Consider the following 16,077-nt stretch of genomic DNA (forward strand, 5'->3'; position numbering starts at 1 on the left):
CACCGGCCCATGTCCAGCGGATCGCGACGTGAGTCGCGTTTTCGCTTACTGCCTGACCGCGCGCAGGTCGCTCAGGAACGTATCGCGCCACACGGACACGTTGTTGCGACGCAGCGTCTCCATCATCCGCTGGTACCGATCGATCCGTTCGTTGAGCGGCATACCCAGCGCGTGATCGAGCGCTTCGGCCATGCCGAGCACGTCGACCGGATTGACGATCAATGCGCCGTCGAGCTCCTGCGCCGCGCCCGCGAAGCGCGACAACACGAGCACACCCGGATCCTCCGGGTCCTGCGCGGCCACGTATTCCTTGGCGACGAGATTCATGCCATCACGCAGCGGCGTGACGTAGCCGACGTGCGCCTCGCGGAACAGCGATGCAAGCACGGCACGCTCGTACTGACGGTGCAGATAGCGAATCGGCGTCCAGTCCATTTCGGCGAACCGGCCATTAATGCGCCCTGATTCGGCTTCGAGCTGATGCCGGATCTCCTGATAGCTCTGGATGTCGGCGCGCGTCGGCGGTGCGACCTGAATGAACGACACCTGAGCCCGGTGATTCGGCGACATCTCGAGCAATTTCTCGAATGCCCGGAAACGCTCGACGAGGCCCTTCGAATAGTCGAGTCGGTCGACGCTGACGATCAGCCGCCGCTCATGCATCGTCTGACGCAGATTCTTGAGGTGCCGCCCGTCCTGACCGGCCTTGGCCAGATCAGCAAGCTCATCGGGATAGATGCCGATCGGATAGGCGCCGATCCGCAGCTCGCGTCCATACGCGTTGACGCGTCCGTCCGACGACACCGTCCCGCGCGCCTCGTGCTCGAGATAGTCGCGCAGCGCACGCAGGTCCGGCTCGGTCTGCACGCCCACGACGTCGTAGCAACACAGCGCGCGCATGAGCTTTTCATGCGGCGGCACCGTCGTCAGGACCTGCGACGCGGGAAACGGGATATGGAGAAAGAATCCGATTCGATTCGTGACGCCTTCCTGGCGCAGCGCCTCGGCGAACGGGATCAGATGGTAGTCGTGCACCCAGATCACGTCGTCCGGCTTGATCAACGGAATCAGCTGATGCGCGAGCCACGCATTGACGCGTTGATAGCCTTCGAACTCATGGCGATCGTAGTTCGTGAGGTCGCTGCGATAGTGGAACGTCGGCCACAGCGTGTCGTTCGAAAAACCGCGGTAATACTGGTCGTAGTCCCGGCGTGTGAGCGACACGGTCGCGAACGTCACGGGCCCGCGCTCTTCGATCTTCGGTGCGTGCGGCGCGGTGCTGGCGACCTCGCCGCTCCAGCCGAACCACATGCCGCCGGTTTCCTTGAGCGCATCGTAGACGCCGACGGCAAGCCCGCCCGCCGCCATCCCGCCTTCAGAAATCGGCGCGACGCGGTTCGACACAATGATCAGGCGGCTCATCGTGCTTGCGCCGCCGATACGATCTGCTGAAGCCAGTCGAGGACATCGGACACGGAGCCGAGCCGATGTTGACCGATCGTTTCGCCGGCGCCGACCTTGATCGACGTGCCCTGGCGCGCATTGACGACGGCAAAGCCCTTTTCGTCCGTCAGATCGTCGCCCGCAAACACGGGCTTGCGACCCGCAAAAGGCGGCTCATCGAGAAAGGCGGCGATTGCCCTGCCCTTGTCGACGTTCTTGGGCTTGATCTCGAACACCATCTTGCCGGGCTGCAATACGTAGCCGTCGGAGAAACGCTCGGCAAGCTGCTCGGCTGCGTGGCGTGCTGCGGCTTCGCGCGTCGGCGCGTTGCGGTAATGCAGGGCAAGGGCCGCGCCCTTGATCTCAAGCAACATGCCGGGGTTGTCAGCCACCACCTGCTCGAGCGCGCGCTCCATCGTTATCAGCCGTTCATCGCCGAAGCCCACGCGCAATGTGTCGCCGTTCGCATCGCGACGCTCGGCACCGTGAAGGCCCGCTGTGGGCAGACGCAACGGCGAGAGCATCGTATCGAGGTTGTCGATCCCGCGACCCGATACAACCGCGACGGCGCCGCCGGTCAGATCCCGCAGGGCCTCGAGCAGTGTCTGCACGCGAGTTTCGACGACGACCTGGTCCGGCGTCGGCGCCAGCTCAACGAGCGTACCGTCGAAATCGAAGAAAAACGCCGTATCGGCGAGGTCGAGTGTGGCAGGCGGCTGGACAGTGAATGTCGTCATAGTCTGGCTGGATAACGCCGCCCGCATCGACGCGATGAGAGCGGCTGAACGCGGCATCTTACCGCGCTTCGCGAGCACAAACAGCTAGTTGTAAGCCTTCCGGTACGGAAGTCATCGTGCGAAATGCGTTACAGTGCGCAGGCGTTACGTCTGCAATGTGCACGGCTGGCCGCGTATTTGGCCGGCATGTCGACGGCGTGCGATCGCTCGACGGCGATACGTCGATGCCATGTGGAAATGGCCGATCGCCGCTGGCTCATGGCTCATGATCGCGATACTCGCCTGTACGACGCACGCATCATGCGTTGATTGCGAACGCCACTTTCGCTTCTCCAAAGGTATGAGTCTCATGCAACACCCGATTCTTCCCGCGCGCAGTCTGTCTCGAGTCCATCGGGCTGCGGTGGGCGCGATCCTCGGCATCGTGCTGAGCCTGACGCTCGTTGCGTGCGGCAAGCGCCCTGAAACCTGGATGCTTGAAAACGTCGAAGGCCACCTGCCGGACCTGAGCTTCGCGCTGACCAACGACAACGGCAAGCCGACTTCAGCGGCCGATCTCAAAGGCAAGATCGCCGTCGTGTATTTCGGCTACACGCACTGCCCTGATATTTGCCCGCAGACGATGGCCAACCTCACGCAGGCCGTCGCGAAAATCGGCAACGACGCGAACGATGTGCGCGTTGTATTCATTTCCGTCGATCCGTCTCGTGATACACCTGAGGCCATGCACGCGTATGTGGATGCGTTCGACGCGAAGCACACGATCGGGCTCACGGGATCGCCCGATGCGATCGAAACCATGGCCAAGCGTTACCGCGTCGCGTATCAGGCCGACGCACCGGCATCGGGTGGCGGCTACGAGGTCGCGCACAGTTCGGGCATTTATATTTTCGACCGCGAAGGCAAGGCACGTTTGCTCGCGAACGGCACCGACACGGTCGACGCACTGGCGCACGACCTGCGCCAGCTCGCTCAACAAAGCTGATTTGAATCGCTCTTAATCACAGATCCATGAAGTCGAGATTTCGTTTTATCGCAGCACTCGCGATGGCGGGAATGACAGCAACGTCGGCAAGTGCCGCGTTCGCCGCATCATCCACACTGACGGTCGATGGCGGCTGGGTTCGCTGGCTGCCGGGTGCACTGCCCGCCGCAGGCTATCTGACCATCATGAACAACGGAGACAAGCCCGTTGACCTCGTCGGCACGTCGAGCCCCGACTACGGCATGGCCATGCTGCATGTGACCCGTACCGAGGGATCGACCTCGAAGATGGAGATGGTCGACAAGCTCACCGTGCCCGCTCACCAGAAGGTCGCGCTCGAGCCTGGCCACTACCATCTGATGCTCGAGCAGCCGACGCATAAGCTCGCGCCGGGCGACACAGTGAAACTCGAACTCAAGTTTTCGAACGGCGATACGGTCGTTGCTCCGCTTCCCGTCAAACCGCCTTCGGCCACGCAATAAGCCCGTCACGTGCTACATCCGGTCGGTGCGAGCGACATCACTGCTCCGACCGATCTGAAACCACGGCCGAAACACTTCGGGCTTCCCTCGATCACAACGACGTAAACGAAAAAACCACCCCGAAGGGTGGTTTTTTCTGCCGCTTGACGCGATTTTGGAGGCGCGGGCCGGAGTCGAACCGGCCTGGAAGGATTTGCAGTCCTCTGCATAACCGCTTTGCTACCGCGCCGTAGACGGCGACTGCTCAATGCGTATCGATCGAACAGTGCATATTCAAACAAAAAGGGAAGCTGTTGCTTCCCCCTTGTCTGGAGCGGGAGACGAGTCTCGAACTCGCGACCTCAACCTTGGCAAGGTTGCGCTCTACCAACTGAGCTACTCCCGCGTGACCTGCTAGCGAACCGGACATCACGCGAATCATCCGAATCCGAAATCGTTACGATTTCTGCACTATAAATTCTGGAGCGGGAGACGAGTCTCGAACTCGCGACCTCAACCTTGGCAAGGTTGCGCTCTACCAACTGAGCTACTCCCGCATATTTTTTGCTGCTTTCTCGTCGCTTTTTCGTTGCTTCGTACTGCGCTTGGCGACGAGAAACGAGATTATGAAGAGGTCATTCCAGAGTGTCAAGCGTGCGATCCAAAATCTTTTCCTGCCTCGCATACCGCTCTCTACGCACGCGCTGCACAGCGTTCACGACACACCACTTACTGCGCGGCACTCACGCGTTCGCGAATCTGCGGCCACGCGAGTTTCATGTAGTAGAGCATCGACCAGATAGTGAGGAACGCAGCGACGTAAATCAGCCAGAGACCCCACACGCGCGAATCGAACAAGGTATGGCCGCGGATCGTGAGCGGCGCATAGTAAAGCAGCATCGGAATCGCGACCATCTGACACGCAGTCTTGAATTTACCGAGCGAATTGACGGCGACACTCTTCGACGCGCCGATCTGCGCCATCCATTCACGCAATGCCGAGATCGTGATTTCGCGCCCCACGATAACAAGCGCGATCACGGCGTTGAGCCGCGTGAGTTCGACGAGCACCAGCAATGCGGCCGTCACCATCAGCTTGTCAGCGACAGGATCGAGAAACGCCCCGAACGCCGACGTCTGATTGAGCTTGCGCGCGAGAAAGCCGTCGAACCAGTCAGTCAGCGCAGCCAATACGAAGATCACCATCGCGAGCGTATTCTTGACCGGTACCGACATCATCATGTCGGGAAAATAGAAGACGCCAACGACCAGAGGAATCAGGACGATTCGCAGCCACGTCAGGAATATCGGCAAATTGAACGGCATGGGGTGCAGACACTCGCTATTCGATAAAGTCATTGTGCCTCGTTCAGAAGTCTTCGAACAAGGCGCGGGATTACTTGCTAATTTCCGCTATTCCTTTTGCATCTCGATCAACCGGCGCAATGGCAGACCCCACTCTGGATTCCTGCTACGGTCTGCGCTGCGAATCCGCTGCTGATCAAACAGGCACGCGCCCCGAACTATACATTTCCGCGCGGTCAATGGAGTTGCTTGTAAATCTGTTCGGCCAGCGTGCGTGAAATGCCTTCGACGCTCGCCAGCTCTTCAATACTCGCCGACACCACGCCGCGCAATCCGCCGAATCGCGCAAGCAAGCGCTGGCGGCGCTTCGCGCCGACACCTTCCAGTTCTTCAAGACGCGAACTCTGACGCACTTTCGCACGCTTGGCGCGCATCCCCGTAATCGCAAAGCGGTGCGCTTCGTCGCGAATCTGCGCGATCAGCATCAGCGCGGCACTGTCCTTGCCGAGTTCGAGCGAAGGTCGCCCGTCGGCAAACACCAGCGTTTCAAGGCCCACCTTGCGCCCTTCGCCTTTCGCCACGCCCACGAGAATACCGATATCGATGCCGAGTTCCGTGAACACCTGACGCGCGATTTCGACCTGCCCCTTGCCGCCGTCGATCAGCACGATGTTGGGCATCGGCGTCGCAGGCGTGGCCTTCGCTGCCGAGGTATCCGACTTGGATGCTTCCGAAGCCGGTGCATCCGACACCAACGAATCGGTGGATGACGCATCCGGCGCATCCGACGTATCCGCCACGTCTGCCATGTCCGCGGCATCCGTAACATCGACAACGCCGGTCGTCACGTCGGCGTCGTCGTCGACACGCACCGCATCGCCCGCGCTCGCCGCCTGCTGCGCGAGGATCTTTTCGTAGCGACGCGTGAGCACCTGGCGCATCGCCGCATAGTCGTCGCCCGGCGTGATGCCGGTGATGTTGTACCGGCGATAGTCGCCCGATTGCATCTTGTGATGGTGATAGACCACGCACGATGCCTGGGTCGCTTCGCCCATCGTATGGCTGATGTCGAAACACTCGACGCGCAGCGTGGCGAGATCGTCGAAGTCGAGGCTCAGCACGTCGGTCAGCGCACGCGTTCGCGCCTGCTGCGAACCTTGCTCGGAAAGCAGGCGCATCAGCGAGAGCTTCGCGCCCTGCTCGGCCATGGCGAGCCATGAACGCTTCTGCCCTTGCGGCTGACGGATCAGCGAGACCTTGCGGCCCGCCTGAGCGCCGAGGAGGTCGACGATCTGCCGGTTCGACGGCGCCACGTTGACGATCAGCACCGGTGGCACGGCGTGGTCGATGTAATGCTGACCGATAAAGGCTTCGATGACCTCGGCTTCGAGCGACCGGTCGTCCTGACCGGACGGCGTCACATCGGTGTTCGCCGTGTCGATGTCGCCCTGGCCCGACTCGCTGACACCATCAACGTCGTCATCATCGCTGCGGGACGCGTCATCGCTTCGCTTGCTCGCTTCGTCCGCAAGTACGCCGGCAGTGCCGTCTTCCGTTTCGTCTTCACGGTCCGAGTCGCCTTCGTCGTCGCCCGGCATCACGGCTTCGTCGTCGAGACCATCGTCATCGATCGACGCTTCGTCGTCGTGCATCAGCCCGAGCGCGCGCGCCTTCTTGCGATCGAGCTCGATCTCGCCGACCTCTCGCTTCGCTTCGAGCACCTCGACCGGTGTGACTTCGTCGTCAATCTCCTCATCCGCGAGCGCATTGCCGACCTGGCTCGGAAAGTACGCCTTGTCGCCGAGGTGACGACCGCCACGCACCATCGCCAGATTGACGCAGACCTTTCCGCCGTACGCGACGACCGCAAGAACATCGGCATCGTTGTCGCCGCCCGTTTCGATCGTCTGCTGATGCAATACGGCCGCGAGCGACTTCATCTGATTGCGAACCGCCGCAGCCTGTTCAAAGCGCAACTCGGCCGCATACGCATGCATCTTCTGCTCGAGCTCGCTCATCACTTCGGTCTGACGACCGCTCAGGAAGCGCGCCGCATTGCGCACGTCGACGGCGTAATCGTCTTCACTGATATTGCCGACGCACGGCGCCGTGCAACGCGAAATCTGATGGAGCAAGCACGGGCGCGCACGATTCGAAAACACCGAGTCCTCGCACGTGCGCAGCTGGAACACGCGCTGCAGAATCTGAATGCTTTCGCGAACCGCCCAGGCATTCGGAAACGGCCCGAAATACTGGTGCTTTCGATCCACGGCCCCACGGTAATAGACCATGCGTGGAAACGTGTGGCCCGTCAGTTTCAGGTACGGATACGATTTATCGTCGCGAAACAGGATGTTGTAGCGCGGCGATAACGCCTTGATCAGATTGTTTTCGAGCAGCAGCGCTTCAGCTTCAGACCGCGTGACCGTCGTTTCGAGCTTCGCAATCCGGCTCACCATCATCGCAATGCGCGGCGATAGCAGCGTCTTGTTGAAATAACTCGATACGCGTTTTTTGAGGTCGCGTGCCTTGCCCACATACAGCACCGCGCCTTCCGCATCGTAATAGCGGTAGACACCGGGCAAATGCGGCAATTGCGCAAGAATCGGTTTCGGGTCGAAGGAATCGGATTCGTCGGACATGCTTGAGGGCGTGGTCTTCAATGCCTGGTCTTCGGCCAGGCCGTCACTGCAATAGAATCGCAAGTCTAGATGATACCGAGCGCACTGTAAGCGTTCGCAGCACGGGCGCATTCGCTCGGTCTCGCTCGACCGGTTCAAGCGTACGCTCCGCGACGCACTCACCTCACTTGTGTTTTATGGTCAACCGCCCCATCGCCTGCGATATTTTCTGCACCGTCATCGACAACTTCGGCGATATCGGCGTGGCGTGGCGGCTCGCGCGCCAGCTCGCGCACGATCACGGCTGGTCGGTCCGGCTCTGGGTCGACGACCTCCATACCTTCGCCAAGCTCGCGCCATCGCTCAATCCGGGCAAACGCTGGCAGCGCCTCGGCGAAGTCGTCGTCGAACACTGGGCCGCGCCGTTTGTCGATGGCGACACGCTGCAGATCGCCGATGTCGTCATCGAGGCGTTTGCCTGCGACTTGCCGCCTGCGTATCTCGCCGCCATGGCGGATCGCGACCCCGTTCCCGTGTGGATCAATCTCGACTACCTGAGTTCCGAAGACTGGGTCGCCGATTTTCATCTCAAACCGTCGCCGCACCCCCGGCTGCCGCTGAACAAGTGGTTCTTTTTTCCGGGTCTCGGCCCCCACACGGGCGGCGTGCTGATCGAGTCTTCGCTCGCGAGCCGGCGCGACACCTTTCAGCGTGATCCGGTGGCCCGCGCGGCGCTGTTCGATGCGCTGGGCGTCGGTCGCCCGGGCGACGATACGACAGTCGTGTCGCTGTTCGCCTACGAAAACAACGTGGTCGGCGAACTGCTTGCGGAGTGGCGCGACGGTCATACGCCTGTTCTGGCGCTCGTTCCCGTCGGCCGCGTCGGCCCGGATGTCGCGCGCTTCCTCGACATCGCCGCCTTCGACACGTCCGTCGACGAGACCCGCGGCAATCTGACCGTGCGCGCCGTGCCGTTCGTTGACCACGACACCTATGACCAGATCCTCTGGGCGTGCGACCTGAATTTCGTGCGCGGGGAGGATTCGTTTGTCCGTGCCCAACTGGCCGCACGCCCGTTCGTCTGGCATATCTACCCGCAAAGCGACGATGCGCACCTGCCCAAGCTCGACGCGGCCCTCGAGCACTACACCGTGGGGCTGCCAACCGAAGCCGCACACGCGCTCGGGCAGTTCTGGCATCACTGGAATGGTTCGCCCGGCGCGTCGGGCGGCCCGGAGGCCGAGCGCGACGCCGGTAAGCACGAGGTGAAAGAAACGGGCAAGGCAGGTGGGACGGATGCCGGCACTCATCCTGATGCAACGCCCCTGACTCCCCCGAACGTTGGCCCCGGAACGCCCGCCGGCCCATGGGCCTCGCTCATGCAGCACCGCGACGCGCTGGCACACGGCGCACGCGAATGGATCGATGAACTCGCCGCCCACGGAGGCCTCGCCGCAAATCTGGCGGAATTCGCCGAAAGCCGGTTAAAATAGGCCGTTTTTCAATAGCTTAGACTTGTCGAGCAAAGGTAACCGGGCTTCCCGGCCGTTTCCCAGTCGTCAGCGGACACGGCGGCGCCGGCATTCCGAATCAGGTTACATCGCGGCAACGCAGTGAATCGCGGCCCTACGCCCGTCTCACGCGTCCGCGTTTGCCTGTTCGCCAGGTCGCGAGCCAAACATTCAGGTAAGACAGGATACGTTTTATGAAGACCGCACAGGAACTCCGCGCAGGCAACGTCGTGATGATTGGCAACGACCCGATGGTCGTGCAAAAGGCCGAGTACAACAAGTCGGGCCGTAACTCCGCCGTCGTCAAAATGAAGTTCAAGAACCTGTTGACGGAAGCGCCGAGCGAATCCGTCTACAAGGCGGACGACAAGTTTGACGTTGTCGTGCTCGATCGCAAGGAAGTCAGCTACTCGTACTTCGCCGACCCGATGTACGTGTTCATGGACGCCGACTACAACCAGTACGAAGTCGAAGCCGAAAACCTCGGCGACGCGATTTACTACCTCGAAGACGGCATGCCGTGCGAAGTCGTGTTCTACAACGAGAAGGCGATTTCGGTTGATTTGCCGACCACGCTGGTTCGCGAGATCACCTACACGGAACCGGCCGTCAAGGGCGATACGTCGTCGGGCAAGGTGCTGAAGAACGCCAAGCTGTCGAGCGGCCTCGAGCTGCAAGTGCCGCTGTTCTGCAACATCGGCGACAAGATCGAAATCGACACGCGTACCAACGAGTACCGCAGCCGCGCGTAACAGCCGGCTTGCTGCCGAGCCGCCCATGGGCGGCCGGCCGCAGCGAACGGCGAAGTGCCATCAGGCCGCACTCTCCTGCGGCCTGACTTATCGACGCAACACAGCGTCGACAGACCTGCTGACTCCCTTCATGACCCGGCGATCGCCTCTGACGATCCACCGCGGCATCCCAAAGCGTTCGTTAGAGCGCTTTTCTTTTTTTCACTGATCACCGACAAAACGAGGCAAGATTTACCGGCGTTTGGCCGATTTGCCATACCGTTTTCATGAACCGTCACCGGGGTCATGCCCTCGTATTGCCTTGATACACGGGGTTCTGCCGATAAATCCAATAAGATGGCACGGCTTCTGCTTAGCGTACGGAAAGGTATCTCATAAGAATTGTCGAGGTCGACTCCATGCTGCATTACGCCATCGTGTTTTTCGTGATCGCGCTGATTGCCGCGTTACTCGGCTTCACAGGGATTGCTGCCGGCGCCGCGTCGATCGCGAAAATCCTGTTTTTCATCTTTTTGATCTTTGCGGTCGTATCTCTGCTGGGCGGTGTCTTTCGGCGCTAGCCAATCCGCTTATTTCTTCCAGTCACAGAACCCTCACTGAACGCCATGCCACACGCGCTAATCGTAGAAGACGACCCGAACAGCCTGTCCGGACTGGCGGCCATCCTTCAGGCCGACGGATTCTCCGTGGATGTCGCCGCGACGCTTGCGGACGCGCGCGAAGCGTTGACGCGGTTTATTCCGGACGTGGTGCTCATCGACCTGAACCTGCCGGACGGCAAGGGGCTCGACCTCTTGCAGAATCTGCCTTCGCAACCGCCTGATGGCAACGTGCCGGTCATCGTCATGACGGGCAATGCCACCGTCGAATCGGCGATCGAAGGGTTGCGTCACGGTATCTGGGATTACCTGCTCAAACCGGTGAGCATTCCGCGACTGCGCAGCCTGCTTGCGCGCATTCCGCGTCCGTATGAATTGTCGGAAGAGGTTCAGAGCCTCCGAACAGTCTTGCGCGAGCTCGGCCGCTTTGGCCCGATGGTTGGCCGCTCCGATCCGATGCAAGCTGTCTACGACACGATCGAACGCGTCGCGCAAACCGAGGCTGCCGTGCTGGTCTACGGCGAAACCGGCTCGGGCAAGCAGACCGTCGCGCACACCATCCATGAGATGAGCCGTCGCCGCAAGGGTCCGTTCGTGCGCTTCGACGCGTCGGCGCCTCGCGACACCAGCCGCTCGTTCGAGAGCCTGCTGTTCGGTCATGAACGCGGCGCGTTTCCGGGTGCCGACATTCGCATGGCCGGTGTGCTCGAAGAAGCCGCCGGCGGCACCCTATACGTGGAGAATGTGACCGCGTTGCCGCGCGATCAGCAGATGGCGCTGGTCGGCGCGCTCGACGGTCGCACTATCCGCCGGATGGGTGGCACCCAGGACACACCCGCCGATTTCCGCCTGATCGTCGGCATGGAACGTACGCCGACGCAGGCCGTGCAGGAAGGCGTGCTCGTCGATGATCTCGTGCGTCGACTCTCGGCTGCGACGATCGCGCTGCCGCCGTTGCGCGAACGCGGGTCGGACATCGAGTTGCTCGCCCAGCACTGCATCGACGAATGCAACGGCGAGACCGGTCAGCAGAAGCGTCTTGCCGGCACCGTGCTGCGCGAGCTTCATGTGTATGACTGGCCCGGCAACGTACGCGAGCTGCGCACGACGCTGCGTCATGCGTATCGCACGTCGGACGATACGATCGAAACCTTGCGCTCGGTCGACGGCAGCCGTTCGGCTGCGTTCAGCAGCGTGCAGGTCACCGTGGGCACCCCGCTCGCGACCGTCGAAGAACTGCTGATCCGCGCGACGCTCGACGCCGTCGGCGGCACGCGTCATCGCGCCGCGTCGATGCTCGGCATCAGTCCGAAGACGCTGTACAACAAGCTGCAGCGAATGAAGATGAATTGAGCGAGTTGCGACCCTTAGCGCTCGCTTTTCGAAGGCCGTGCACGGGCATCCTGCACGGCCTTTTTCATTGAACGCGACGACAGGTCTTCGCGCTTGCGCACGGCGGCCACTGCATCACCCCTCGAGGTTGAGCGCGGTGCACGTGCCTTTAGCGGCGTGCGCCGGACAGTTCAACGGCCATCGCGGGCTCAGCGGCGACGGTTGCCGGGGTACCGGTAGGCGCAACGAGCCGAACCTTGGCCATCAGGAACTCGCGCGCGGCCATGTAGTCGGGATGTCGCATCAACTTGGACCACCGGGCGGCCTTGCCCTTCGGGCGCAAGCGCTTGAGTCGGCGTTGCGACAACCGCGACGGCTGATAGCGCAGGCCCTGCAGCACCTTGTCGGCCTGCTCCGGCTGATTGCACACGAGGACCATGTCGCAACCGGCATCGAGCGCTGCTTGAGCGCTTTGCAGGTGATCGCCGACCGCGCGTGCGCCATGCATCGACAGGTCGTCACTGAGAATCGCACCGGCAAATCCGAGGCGATGGCGCAGGATGTCGGTGATCCATTTGCGCGAGAAGCCGGCAGGCAGCGAGTCGACTCGCGGATAGATCACGTGGGCCGGCATGACCGCAGTCAGGGCCAGACCCATCCACGTATAAGGCTGCGCGTCGGCGAGCAACTCATCGAGCGAACGATCGTCCACCGGCATCGCGTGATGCGAATCGGCCTCGACATAACCGTGTCCCGGGAAATGCTTGCCGCAGTTCGCCATGCCCGCGAGCGAAAGGCCGTGCGCAAGGCTCTTTGCCAGCATGGCTACGACACGCGGGTCGCGATGGAATGCGCGGCTGCCAATGGCCTTCGAACGGTCGTAGTCGATATCGAGTACGGGCGTGAAACTCAAATCAATGCCGCACGCACGCAATTCAGAAGCCAACACGAGCCCCGCCGCTGTCGCAGCCTGCGTGCCGAGGAATACGTCCTGGTCCCACAGCGCGCCAATCTCTCGCATCGATGGCAGATGCGTAAAGCCATCGGTCTTGAATCGTTGCACGCGCCCGCCTTCGTGATCGACGGCGATCAGCACATCCGGGCGGACCGCACGGATCTGCTCCGTCAGCATCGTCAGTTGCATGCGGTCGGTGTAATTACGCGCAAACAGAATCACGCCGCCCGTCAGGGGATGCGCGATACGCCGTGCGTCGGCCTGCGTCAGCGTCGTGCCAACGACATCGAGCATCACGGGTCCCGCGAGTCGCTTGAAATGCGCCGTGGCGGTCGGTTGCTCGTAAAAATCCTGCTGCATTCAGTCTTGCTCCGCGATGACGAAGGCGACGGCATAGTCGACTTCGTCGGAAATCGTAACCTTGGCGGTTACATTACGTTCGGCGAGCCACGCCGCGAGTTCGCCTGAGGCGACCACGACCGGCTTGCCGCTCGGCTCGTTCAGTGTCTGCAGCGCGCGCCATGTCATCGGCCAGTGCATGCCCAGGCCGATCGCCTTTGAAAACGCTTCTTTGGCTGCGAACCGGGTGCTCAGGTACGCAAGGCCGCGCACCGCTGATCGTGCCGCGCGCGCACGATAGGTCTTCAGCTCGTCCGGGCCGAGCACTTTTTCGGCGAAACGCCCGTTCGTGCGTTCCATCACGCCCTGGACGCGACTCACTTGTGTGATATCCGTGCCAATACCGTAGATCGCCATCGTCGCCTCAGCCTGCCGAACGTCCGTGCAACGACGCGAGCCGCGACGCGACCATGATCGCTTTCATCTCGCGCACTGCGTTTTCCCAGCCCGCGAAGATCGCATGCGCGACGATCGCGTGACCGATATTGAGTTCTTCGATGCCGTCGAGTGCCGCGATGGCCTGCACGTTCTGGTAATGCAAGCCATGCCCGGCGTTGACCTTGAGACCGAGCGAGCGACCGACCGCAAGGCCCGCGACGACGCGCTCGAGTTCGCGCGCCCGCACGGCCTCGTCGTGGGCTTCCGCATACGCACCGGTGTGCAACTCGATCACCGGTGCACCGCACTCCTTGGCTGCGCGAATCTGCGCTTCGTCCGGGTCGATAAACAGCGAGACGCGGATGCCCGCGCCAGCCAGTTGCCGGCACGCCGCCGACACCGACTCGAAGTGCCCGACGACATCGAGGCCGCCTTCGGTCGTCAGCTCAGCGCGCTTTTCCGGGACAAGGCACACGTCCTGCGGCCGGATTTCGCACGCAATGTCGAGCATCTCGGTGGTGACCGCACACTCGAGATTCATCTTCGTATGCAGCAGCGGCCGCAACGCACGCACGTCCGCATCGCGAATATGCCGCCGGTCTTCGCGCAAGTGCAGCGTGATCGAATCGGCACCCGCGGCCTCCGCGCTCAGCGCCGCGCGAATCGGATCGGGGTACTCGGTGCCGCGCACATTTCGCAACGTGGCCACGTGGTCGATATTGACGCCGAGTTCGGGGTGGATCGCGGGCGGAGAGAGCAGGCTCATAAGTTCTGGAGGTCGATCAGGATCTGACGCGTGTTGAGGGCCGCGCCACCAAGGTGATAGTTCAGCACGAAGCGCATCAGGTTCCGGCTTTGCGCGGCGGTCGCCGCACGCTGGTAATCGTCGCGCTCCATGTCGAGCAATGTCTGCCCGGAAACGATCGGCCAGGGGCTCGTCTCGCCCTGACGAATCGTCCGCACGCCGCGTTCCGGATCGAATGCGTAGGAGGCGGTGGCCGACACCGGCTCCCGCGTGTCCGACGTCTTGTCGAACACCATCGCATAGCCCGTTTCACGGAGCAGCACGCGTTCGAACGACCTCAAGACCTGCACGGCGGGTTCGTTGTGCGCGAGCCTCGTCAGCGTCAGGACGTAGTGATCGAAGAGTTTCTGATGCGCGTCGTCGCGCGCGCAGAATTTGACCAGCAGTTCGTTCGCATAAAAGCCGCACAGCAGCGCATCGCCACCGAGCGGCGGCATCCCGCCGAGCCATTCGGCCGAGGTCAGCGTACGGACTTCGGATTTGCCCACCCACGACAACGCGAGCGGCTGGAAGGTCTGAAGCACGCCGCGCAAGGCCGAATGCGGGCGCTTGGCCCCTTTCGCGACCAGCGCGATCCGTCCGTGCGAACGCGTCAGCACGTCGACGATCAGACTGGTCTCGCGATACGGGTAACTGTGCAGCACGAAGCCGGGCTGATGCAGGACACGGCTTTCAGAGCGCGCCGCACTGCGCGCGGGCTTGGGGGGAGCGTCACCCGGCGGACCGTCCGGATCCGGCGCGTTCGAGCGCGCTGATCTCGACGACGCGGTTTTCGAGCCGGCCGGGCGGCCGGTCACCCCGGCGCGCGAACGAGTCGAAGGACGGGCTGGTGCGCGAGCACGGGCGGACGGCTCGCCGTCCTCCTCGAGTTCGTCCACCGGCACGTCGTCATTCGTAGCCATAGGCACGCAATCCGGCCTCGTTGTCGGCCCAGCCGCTCTTCACCTTGACGAACACCTCGAGATAAATCGGCCCGTCAAACAGCTTTTCCATATCGAGGCGGGCGTCGGTGTTGATCTGTTTGAGCTTGGCGCCCTTCTGCCCGATCACCATCGCCTTGTGGCCGGCGCGATCGACCAGAATGGTCGCGAAAATCCGGCGCAGGCGGCCTTCCTGTTCAAACTTGTCGATCAGCACCGTGCTCGTGTAAGGCAGCTCGTCGCCCGTCCAGCGGAATACCTTTTCGCGCAGAATTTCCGCCGCAAGGAAGCGTTCGGAGCGGTCGGTCAGGTCGTCCTCACCGTAAATCGGCTCGCCTTCGGGCAGATGCGAAAGCAGTGTCGTCAGCAAGTGACCGACATCTTCGGTCTTTTTCGCCGACATCGGCACGATCTCGCTGAATTCCCGCGTCTTGCTGACTTGCTCGACGAACGGCAGCATGGTGGCTTTATCGTTGACGCGATCGACCTTGTTGGCGATCAGCAGCACATCTGCCTTGGGTGGCAGCAGACTCAATACTTTTTCGTCATCTGCGCCGAAACGGCCCGCTTCGACCACGAACAGCACGACATCGACGCTCGACAGTGTCGATGTGACCGCGCGATTCAGAGAGCGGTTCAGCGCCGTCGAATGCTGGGTCTGGAAGCCCGGCGTGTCGACAAAAATGTACTGGGCGCCCGGCTCGGTGCGGATTCCGGTGATCCGGTGACGCGTCGTTTGCGCCTTTCGTGAGGTAATGCTGATCTTCTGCCCGACAAGTGCATTCATCAGCGTCGATTTGCCGACATTCGGTCGACCAACGATGGCGATCATGCCGCAGCGGAATGGGGATTCGGTGGAACTCATCAATATCTC

15 protein-coding genes and 3 tRNA genes are annotated in these 16,077 nt (G+C 61.9%); 6 read left to right on the top strand and 12 right to left on the bottom strand.

The window, feature by feature from the left end; all coding sequences use genetic code 11:
• Positions 1–45: 45 nt before the first annotated feature.
• Together otsA and otsB are read right to left on the bottom strand one after the other, a co-directional pair.
• Positions 46–1,422: an alpha,alpha-trehalose-phosphate synthase (UDP-forming) gene (otsA, locus tag ACMFWR_RS14675; protein ID WP_413192350.1), complete on the bottom strand. Its 1,377-nt coding sequence runs from the start codon at positions 1,420–1,422 to the stop codon at positions 46–48.
• The gene (otsB, locus tag ACMFWR_RS14680) at positions 1,419–2,180 is read right to left on the bottom strand and encodes a trehalose-phosphatase (RefSeq protein ID WP_413192351.1); all 762 of its coding nucleotides are present in this window, start codon (positions 2,178–2,180) and stop codon (positions 1,419–1,421) included. Before otsB ends, otsA begins: the two co-directional genes overlap by 4 nt.
• Before the next feature lie 349 nt (positions 2,181–2,529).
• Here otsB and ACMFWR_RS14685 point away from each other — a divergent pair, with 349 nt between their 5' ends.
• Both ACMFWR_RS14685 and ACMFWR_RS14690 read left to right on the top strand, forming a co-directional pair.
• Positions 2,530–3,165, top strand: a complete 636-nt coding sequence (locus ACMFWR_RS14685) for an SCO family protein (protein ID WP_413192352.1) — start codon at positions 2,530–2,532, stop codon at positions 3,163–3,165.
• Between the two features lie 26 nt (positions 3,166–3,191).
• Positions 3,192–3,647 (top strand): copper chaperone PCu(A)C, encoded by a 456-nt coding sequence (locus ACMFWR_RS14690; protein ID WP_413192353.1) that lies wholly within the window; start codon positions 3,192–3,194, stop codon positions 3,645–3,647.
• A gap of 155 nt (positions 3,648–3,802) precedes the next feature.
• Here ACMFWR_RS14690 and ACMFWR_RS14695 read toward each other — a convergent pair.
• The 5 genes from ACMFWR_RS14695 to uvrC form a co-directional block, all read right to left on the bottom strand.
• Positions 3,803–3,876 (bottom strand) — tRNA-Cys (locus ACMFWR_RS14695).
• 80 nt (positions 3,877–3,956) lie between these two features.
• Positions 3,957–4,032: transfer RNA gene (locus tag ACMFWR_RS14700), tRNA-Gly, on the bottom strand.
• Between the two features lie 75 nt (positions 4,033–4,107).
• Positions 4,108–4,183: transfer RNA gene (locus tag ACMFWR_RS14705), tRNA-Gly, on the bottom strand.
• A 172-nt stretch (positions 4,184–4,355) separates the two neighbouring features.
• Positions 4,356–4,952, bottom strand: a complete 597-nt coding sequence (gene pgsA, locus ACMFWR_RS14710; RefSeq protein WP_413194914.1) for a CDP-diacylglycerol--glycerol-3-phosphate 3-phosphatidyltransferase — start codon at positions 4,950–4,952, stop codon at positions 4,356–4,358.
• A 215-nt stretch (positions 4,953–5,167) separates the two neighbouring features.
• Positions 5,168–7,573: an excinuclease ABC subunit UvrC gene (gene uvrC / locus ACMFWR_RS14715; protein WP_413192354.1), complete on the bottom strand. Its 2,406-nt coding sequence runs from the start codon at positions 7,571–7,573 to the stop codon at positions 5,168–5,170.
• A gap of 176 nt (positions 7,574–7,749) precedes the next feature.
• Here uvrC and earP point away from each other — a divergent pair, with 176 nt between their 5' ends.
• The 4 genes from earP (at position 7,750) to ACMFWR_RS14735 (ending at position 11,767) form a co-directional block, all read left to right on the top strand.
• The gene (gene earP, locus ACMFWR_RS14720; protein WP_413192355.1) at positions 7,750–9,045 is read left to right on the top strand and encodes an elongation factor P maturation arginine rhamnosyltransferase EarP; all 1,296 of its coding nucleotides are present in this window, start codon (positions 7,750–7,752) and stop codon (positions 9,043–9,045) included.
• A 212-nt stretch (positions 9,046–9,257) separates the two neighbouring features.
• Entirely contained in the window at positions 9,258–9,815 is a 558-nt protein-coding gene (gene efp, locus ACMFWR_RS14725) for an elongation factor P (protein ID WP_413192356.1), read from the top strand.
• A 398-nt stretch (positions 9,816–10,213) separates the two neighbouring features.
• Complete coding sequence (locus ACMFWR_RS14730) at positions 10,214–10,375, top strand: DUF1328 domain-containing protein (protein ID WP_413192357.1); 162 nt, start codon at positions 10,214–10,216, stop codon at positions 10,373–10,375.
• Between the two features lie 45 nt (positions 10,376–10,420).
• Positions 10,421–11,767: a sigma-54-dependent transcriptional regulator gene (locus ACMFWR_RS14735; protein WP_413192358.1), complete on the top strand. Its 1,347-nt coding sequence runs from the start codon at positions 10,421–10,423 to the stop codon at positions 11,765–11,767.
• A gap of 148 nt (positions 11,768–11,915) precedes the next feature.
• On the opposite strand, the gene nagZ is transcribed toward ACMFWR_RS14735, so the two are convergent.
• Genes nagZ through era form a run of 5 tightly spaced genes read right to left on the bottom strand, consistent with a single transcriptional unit; the run spans position 11,916 to position 16,068 of the window.
• Positions 11,916–13,061 (bottom strand): beta-N-acetylhexosaminidase, encoded by a 1,146-nt coding sequence (gene nagZ, locus ACMFWR_RS14740; RefSeq protein WP_413192359.1) that lies wholly within the window; start codon positions 13,059–13,061, stop codon positions 11,916–11,918.
• Entirely contained in the window at positions 13,062–13,457 is a 396-nt protein-coding gene (gene acpS / locus ACMFWR_RS14745) for a holo-ACP synthase (protein ID WP_413192360.1), read from the bottom strand.
• 7 nt (positions 13,458–13,464) lie between these two features.
• Positions 13,465–14,244 carry a pyridoxine 5'-phosphate synthase gene (gene pdxJ / locus ACMFWR_RS14750; protein WP_413192361.1) on the bottom strand — a complete coding sequence of 260 codons (780 nt, stop codon included), beginning with the start codon at positions 14,242–14,244 and terminating at the stop codon, positions 13,465–13,467.
• Complete coding sequence (recO, locus tag ACMFWR_RS14755; RefSeq protein WP_413192362.1) at positions 14,241–15,185, bottom strand: DNA repair protein RecO; 945 nt, start codon at positions 15,183–15,185, stop codon at positions 14,241–14,243. Before recO ends, pdxJ begins: the two co-directional genes overlap by 4 nt.
• Entirely contained in the window at positions 15,172–16,068 is an 897-nt protein-coding gene (gene era / locus ACMFWR_RS14760; protein WP_413192363.1) for a GTPase Era, read from the bottom strand. The genes recO and era overlap by 14 nt, the downstream gene beginning before the upstream one ends.
• Positions 16,069–16,077: the final 9 nt, after the last annotated feature.

The sequence above is a fragment of the Pararobbsia alpina genome, from assembly GCF_965118125.1.
GTDB lineage: Bacteria > Pseudomonadota > Gammaproteobacteria > Burkholderiales > Burkholderiaceae > Pararobbsia > Pararobbsia alpina_A.